Genomic DNA, 4,970 nt, shown 5'->3' with positions numbered 1-4,970 from the left:
CTCTTTTTGACTGGCCAGGGCTTTTTTTTAAATGTCTCTTTCCCTTGTTACTCTTGCTTTGTAAATCAAACCTCTCTTTGTCGTAAGGAGCCATGTTACCTCTACCTGGAAATGCATCTGCTGCCGACTTTTTTTCGTTGTGTTTCTTTATCCATTTTCCTAATAAACCACCCTTTATTCCTAAATCCTTTGCTATTTTTGTAATTGTTTGACCTGCCTTTCTTTGTTCATTTGCCAGTTTAACAGCTTCCAATTTGAATTCTGCTGTATATTCTCTTACCATTTCTAATCCTCCAAAATTTTATTTTACCCAAAAAAACTCTTTTCTTTCTCTCCACTTTTTCTGGGTAAGGTCAGTCTTTAGGCACCCAAACAAAGGGAAATGCTGGATAAAAAGAAAATACTTTAAAAAGTATAATAACGATAACTGGCGTTTTATTACAAGTAACAAGATACATCTTATTATACACAGCGATCATGTTATTAAACGACATATCAAAGTGCAAAAAACCAGATCTCCATATGATGGTGATTGGGTTTATTGGGGTAAACGTCTGAGAAAAATACCATATAAGCCATCAAGAGTAATAAAACTATTGAAGTTACAACAAAGTAAATGTGATAATTGTAGACTATGGTTTAAAAGTGATGATACAATAGAAATACATCACAAAGACCGGAATAGACGAAACAATATGATCAAAAACTTGTCTTTGTTACATGGACATTGTCACGATGAATTACACAGGAGGTGTGCATGACAAGCACCAAATTAGAGAGAAGCCGTATGAGGCACAAAGTCTCACGTACGGTTTTGAAGTCGAGTGAGGAGGGGCGACCTTCTTCACTTAGACAACAGTATGCAAGTGAAACTAGTGAAGAGGATCTAAAAAAAGTGGTGGGAAGTGATGTAATTATTGGCAAGGCTTATAATGAGTTGAATCAATATAATTGGAGTGAAGAAGAGCGTTTTACTTATGATCAAAATAAGAAACGTGAGGATGATAATTTATCCTGCATTATGCAAAGTAGAATTGAAGGAAAAATTGAAGTTGCAAAAAACTTACTTAAAGCTGGCATCTCTATTGATATTATCTCCCAGACAACCAGCCTTCCTCAAGCTAAAATTGAACAACTTCAGGAAGAAATCGCCTAAAAGGCTTGTTGGTTTTTGAATTTATTTCGTGTAACATTGTCACAATGATACCCTTCCTGGCGTATCAAACAACAGAGGTCTAGTGATCAACGAAGAAATTGTAAGAGAGAACTTAAAAAAAGTCATAGAGCAAAAAAGCGGTAAAGATGTGATCGCTCTTGACATAATATCCTCAATCATTATTAAAGGCGGGGACATTGGTTTTGCGCTTGAAGTTGCCGGTGACACGCAAGCAAACGAAGAATTAAGAAAAATTTGTGAACAAACTGTTAAGGCTGTACCAGGGGTAGAGAAGGTAACCGTGGTTGCTACTTGTCAAAAACAAACTGGGCAACAAAAAGCTAAATTACATATCGAAGGAGTGAAAAATATAATCGTTGTGGCCTCTGGTAAAGGCGGTGTGGGCAAGTCCACAGTTGCGCTAAATCTTGCTCTCTCATTAGCAAAGTTGAAACATAAAGTTGCGCTGGTTGATGCAGATATATATGGTCCTTCAGTTCCTAAAATGCTTGGCACTGAAAAATTAAAGCCAGAAATACAGGGTGGAAAAGCAATACCTATAGAAAGGTATGGACTACATACTATTTCAATCGGCTATTTTGTTGACAAGGATCGTGCAGCAATATGGCGCGGACCTATGATCACAAAAGCACTTTATAATCTGCTAATGGGAACAAGGTGGTCTGATATAGAATATTTGATAGTTGATACACCACCTGGAACTGGCGATATGCATTTAAGTCTTATGGAAAATTTTAACTTAACCGGAGCGATAATAGTTTCAACTCCACAGGAGCTCTCTTTAATCGATGCTCGCAAAATTTATGATATGCTTAAAAAGCTCAGCGTACCGGTTATTGGCATTGTAGAAAATATGAGTTATTTCATTCAAAATAACTCAAAAATATACATATTTGGAAAAGACGGTGCAAAAAGAATGTCCGAAGAGCTAGGAATCAAACTCCTAGGCAGAATTCCTCTAGATCCACAAATATGCCATGCTTCTGATTGCGGAAATCCTTTAATGTTAAGTGAAGACTTAGCAGGGATTTATGAAGGTATTGCTAAAGATGTTAGGTCTTTGTCTATAAAGCTTGTTTAAACTATTTTCAAAATAGATAAAATATAATTTTACAATTAGCGTGAATAAAACGAATCAGGTGGTAGCTCCTATTGGCCTCATTAATAACTCTGTAGCTGTAAAAATAGTCTACCACTTAAGAAACAGTAAAACGGCATGAATCTAAAACCTTATTTACGCTTAATTCTTTTAAAGTACTGCAAGCTCCTTCACAATTTGGCACCTTTTGAAAAGAGCTTGGATTATTATACAGTCTAGATCTTATTTGTGGTATATTAAGTAACTTATTTATATTATTGCTATACTTTTGTTCCCTGATTTTTTCTTTTACAAACGGACAGCCTTGAAATAAATCCTGTACTAGGCAACTCTTAGAGGATAATCCATAAGGAGTCTGACCTTTCTTGTTCTGAATAAAACAATCTGCACCATGCTCGAATAATAATCTTATAGCAAATAAAAATTCTGATTGCACAGCATTATGTAAAGGTGTACTACCATCATGATCACGTTCATTAACCATACACTTGACCATGTCATGCGTATAGGACCTATTATTACCGCTTAAAATTTCCTCCATTCGCAGTAGTAGCCTATTATCATTTCCTAAAAACATCCCCTTTTCTAGTTCAGAAGTGAGTCTATGTAACTCATTCTCGCGCTTGTATATCATTTCCTCACGAAATACTGATCTTATGTGTAAGTCTAATATTGGATTATGGCGATAAAATTGACTAAATGTCTTCTCATGCTCAAATCTTCTTGCTCTTTCTTCACACTCCTTACGGTACATACGCTCACTCGATTTACTGATCGAACCTATTAGTAATGTCAAATCTATCTTCTTGTGTGTACAAGACTCTTCTATTGATTTATTGATCGAATCTGTTAGTAATGTCAAATCTATTTTCTTGTGCGTATTAGACTCTTCTATTTCCACAGAACGCGCCATAACAGCACCTGCAATCAGAAGAACTGCAGTAAAAGCGAACGCCACTATTAGTACATAACGCCAAGGAGATGAACTATATGAGAAATAAACTGCTAAAGCACCTGCCAAAGATGCAGCTGTCAATTGAGAGAACCTGACTGATGATTTTTTAGTTTTACTGTACCTTTCGTTTTCTTGAAAACTATCATCTTTATATTCGCTCAGATCTGCTTTTCTTTGTGTGTTCATTTTGATTAACCCTATTCATATTCAATAGGTAGTTTTATGTCACTTTCAACAAAAAGTCTATATTTTTTTATGAATAACTCTAAAACTTATTTAAACTATCCTCAAAACGAATAAAATGTAATTTTAGGTGAATAAAATGAATTACGATGTAATCATTTCAGGTGGTGGGTTACTTGGTCTTATTACTGCCATTGGCCTCAGTTGTGACTCTGTGTCTGTAGCTGTAATTGAAAAAAATAGTCTACCACGTGTAGTAGATGACAACCGAGCATTTGCTATTTCTCAAGGTTCGAAAAAAATATTGGAAAAGTTAGGGATTTGGCAGTTTGTGGAGAGTGAAGCTGAGCCAATACTTGATATATGCATATTAGATGGAGATAGCCCAATTACTGTGCATTACAATCATAAAATGGTTAGCAAAGAGCCAATGGGTTATGTTATTAACAATGCTGCTATATGGAATGCAATCAACAATAATTTTTTGAATAAACTGAATATATACTCTCCACATTCCTATAAAACAATTGCTTGTGATTCAGGATATGTGGAAGTGATTCTTGATAATAACCCGGAATTAATATCATCGCTACTTATCTGCGCTGAAGGCAAAAACTCTAAATTACCAGAGTTATTTTCTATACCGACAGTGAAATTTGACTATAAACAAAGTAGCATGGTATTTAATGTAAAGCATGAACTGCATCACCAAAACTTAGCTGTGGAGCGTTTTTTCCCTGGCGGTCCATTTGCAATTCTACCGATGAAGGGTGGCTATACTTCTTCGATAGTTTGGACAGAAAAATCTGAAATTTCAAAAATGCTAATGGATCTGTCTGAAGAAGAATTTATTATAGAGCTTAAAAAAAGATTTGGTTCTTATTTAGGAGAGATAAAATTAGAGGGTGAAAGAAAACTTTATCCTTTAAGTTTTGCTTTTGCAAAAAAGTCATATAAGGGTAGAGTTTTGCTTATCGGCGATGCAGCACATTCAATTCATCCAGTTGCAGGTCAAGGGCTTAATCTTGGAATTAGAGATGTAGAAAGTGTTATAAAGCACGTAGTTGCTGCAAAAGCGGCTGGTACTGATGTTGGCAGTAGTTATTTATTAAAGAAAATTTCACGTAACAGATACTTTGATAATTTTACAATGGCGCTTGCAACTGATGGATTAAATAGGATGTTTTCCAACAGAATATTCTGCGCTAAAGCACTAAGAAATCTTGGCTTGATTGCAGTTGAAAATTCAAATTTCCTCAAAAAACGCTTCATTCGGCATGCTATGGGATTTATATAAATCACTATTTTATAGCTAATGCAAGTCAGGTTTCCCACGTCATACCGCCGCGGTATCTTGGCCGCTAACACGTAGCGGGATGACGAATGTATCTGTTCAGCAGTTGTGTTAAAAGTCAATAGAAAAATTGGTGTAGCTGTGGATAAGTACTTTTATCTGTATAAACGTGCTTATCCACAGCTATGCTGGCTCTTAGAACCTGTTAAGGATCTCGAAAATATGAGGTAAAATAAGCATAGTTAAGAAAGAGGTATATCTA

The 4,970-nt window shown here is 35.5% G+C and carries 5 protein-coding genes; 3 read left to right on the top strand and 2 right to left on the bottom strand.

Annotated features, from left to right (window positions below; translation table 11 throughout):
• Positions 1 to 283: transposase (locus OZD63_RS03655; protein WP_274979865.1), on the bottom strand; the 283-nt coding region annotated here is incomplete at its 3' end.
• Positions 284 to 757: 474 nt separating this feature from the next.
• On the opposite strand from OZD63_RS03655, the gene OZD63_RS03650 reads away from it, so the two are divergent.
• Both OZD63_RS03650 and OZD63_RS03645 read left to right on the top strand, forming a co-directional pair.
• The gene (locus OZD63_RS03650) at positions 758 to 1,156 is read left to right on the top strand and encodes a hypothetical protein (protein WP_275008144.1); all 399 of its coding nucleotides are present in this window, start codon (positions 758 to 760) and stop codon (positions 1,154 to 1,156) included.
• A gap of 82 nt (positions 1,157 to 1,238) precedes the next feature.
• Positions 1,239 to 2,258 carry an Mrp/NBP35 family ATP-binding protein gene (locus OZD63_RS03645; RefSeq protein ID WP_274979532.1) on the top strand — a complete coding sequence of 340 codons (1,020 nt, stop codon included), beginning with the start codon at positions 1,239 to 1,241 and terminating at the stop codon, positions 2,256 to 2,258.
• 115 nt (positions 2,259 to 2,373) lie between these two features.
• Here OZD63_RS03645 and OZD63_RS03640 read toward each other — a convergent pair whose 3' ends face one another.
• A complete protein-coding gene (locus OZD63_RS03640) occupies positions 2,374 to 3,417 on the bottom strand; it encodes an ankyrin repeat domain-containing protein (RefSeq protein WP_274979531.1) in 1,044 nt (347 codons plus the stop codon).
• Between the two features lie 136 nt (positions 3,418 to 3,553).
• On the opposite strand from OZD63_RS03640, the gene ubiH reads away from it, so the two are divergent.
• Positions 3,554 to 4,711: a 2-octaprenyl-6-methoxyphenyl hydroxylase gene (ubiH, locus tag OZD63_RS03635; protein ID WP_274979530.1), complete on the top strand. Its 1,158-nt coding sequence runs from the start codon at positions 3,554 to 3,556 to the stop codon at positions 4,709 to 4,711.
• Positions 4,712 to 4,970: the final 259 nt, after the last annotated feature.

The sequence above is a fragment of the Wolbachia endosymbiont of Drosophila leontia genome (assembly GCF_028981785.1).
Classification (GTDB): domain Bacteria; phylum Pseudomonadota; class Alphaproteobacteria; order Rickettsiales; family Anaplasmataceae; genus Wolbachia; species Wolbachia pipientis.
The sequence above is the reverse complement of the archived record's forward strand: the minus strand, read 5'-3'. Positions and strand labels throughout refer to the sequence as shown.

What these genes read in the sequence shown, in the direction of transcription:
- ubiH (WP_274979530.1), top strand. Translation starts at nt 3,554, where the DNA reads ATGAATTACGATGTAATCATTTCAGGTGGTGGGTTACTTGGTCTTATT.
- OZD63_RS03640 (WP_274979531.1), bottom strand. Translation starts at nt 3,417, where the DNA reads ATGAACACACAAAGAAAAGCAGATCTGAGCGAATATAAAGATGATAGT.
- OZD63_RS03650 (WP_275008144.1), top strand. Translation starts at nt 758, where the DNA reads ATGACAAGCACCAAATTAGAGAGAAGCCGTATGAGGCACAAAGTCTCA.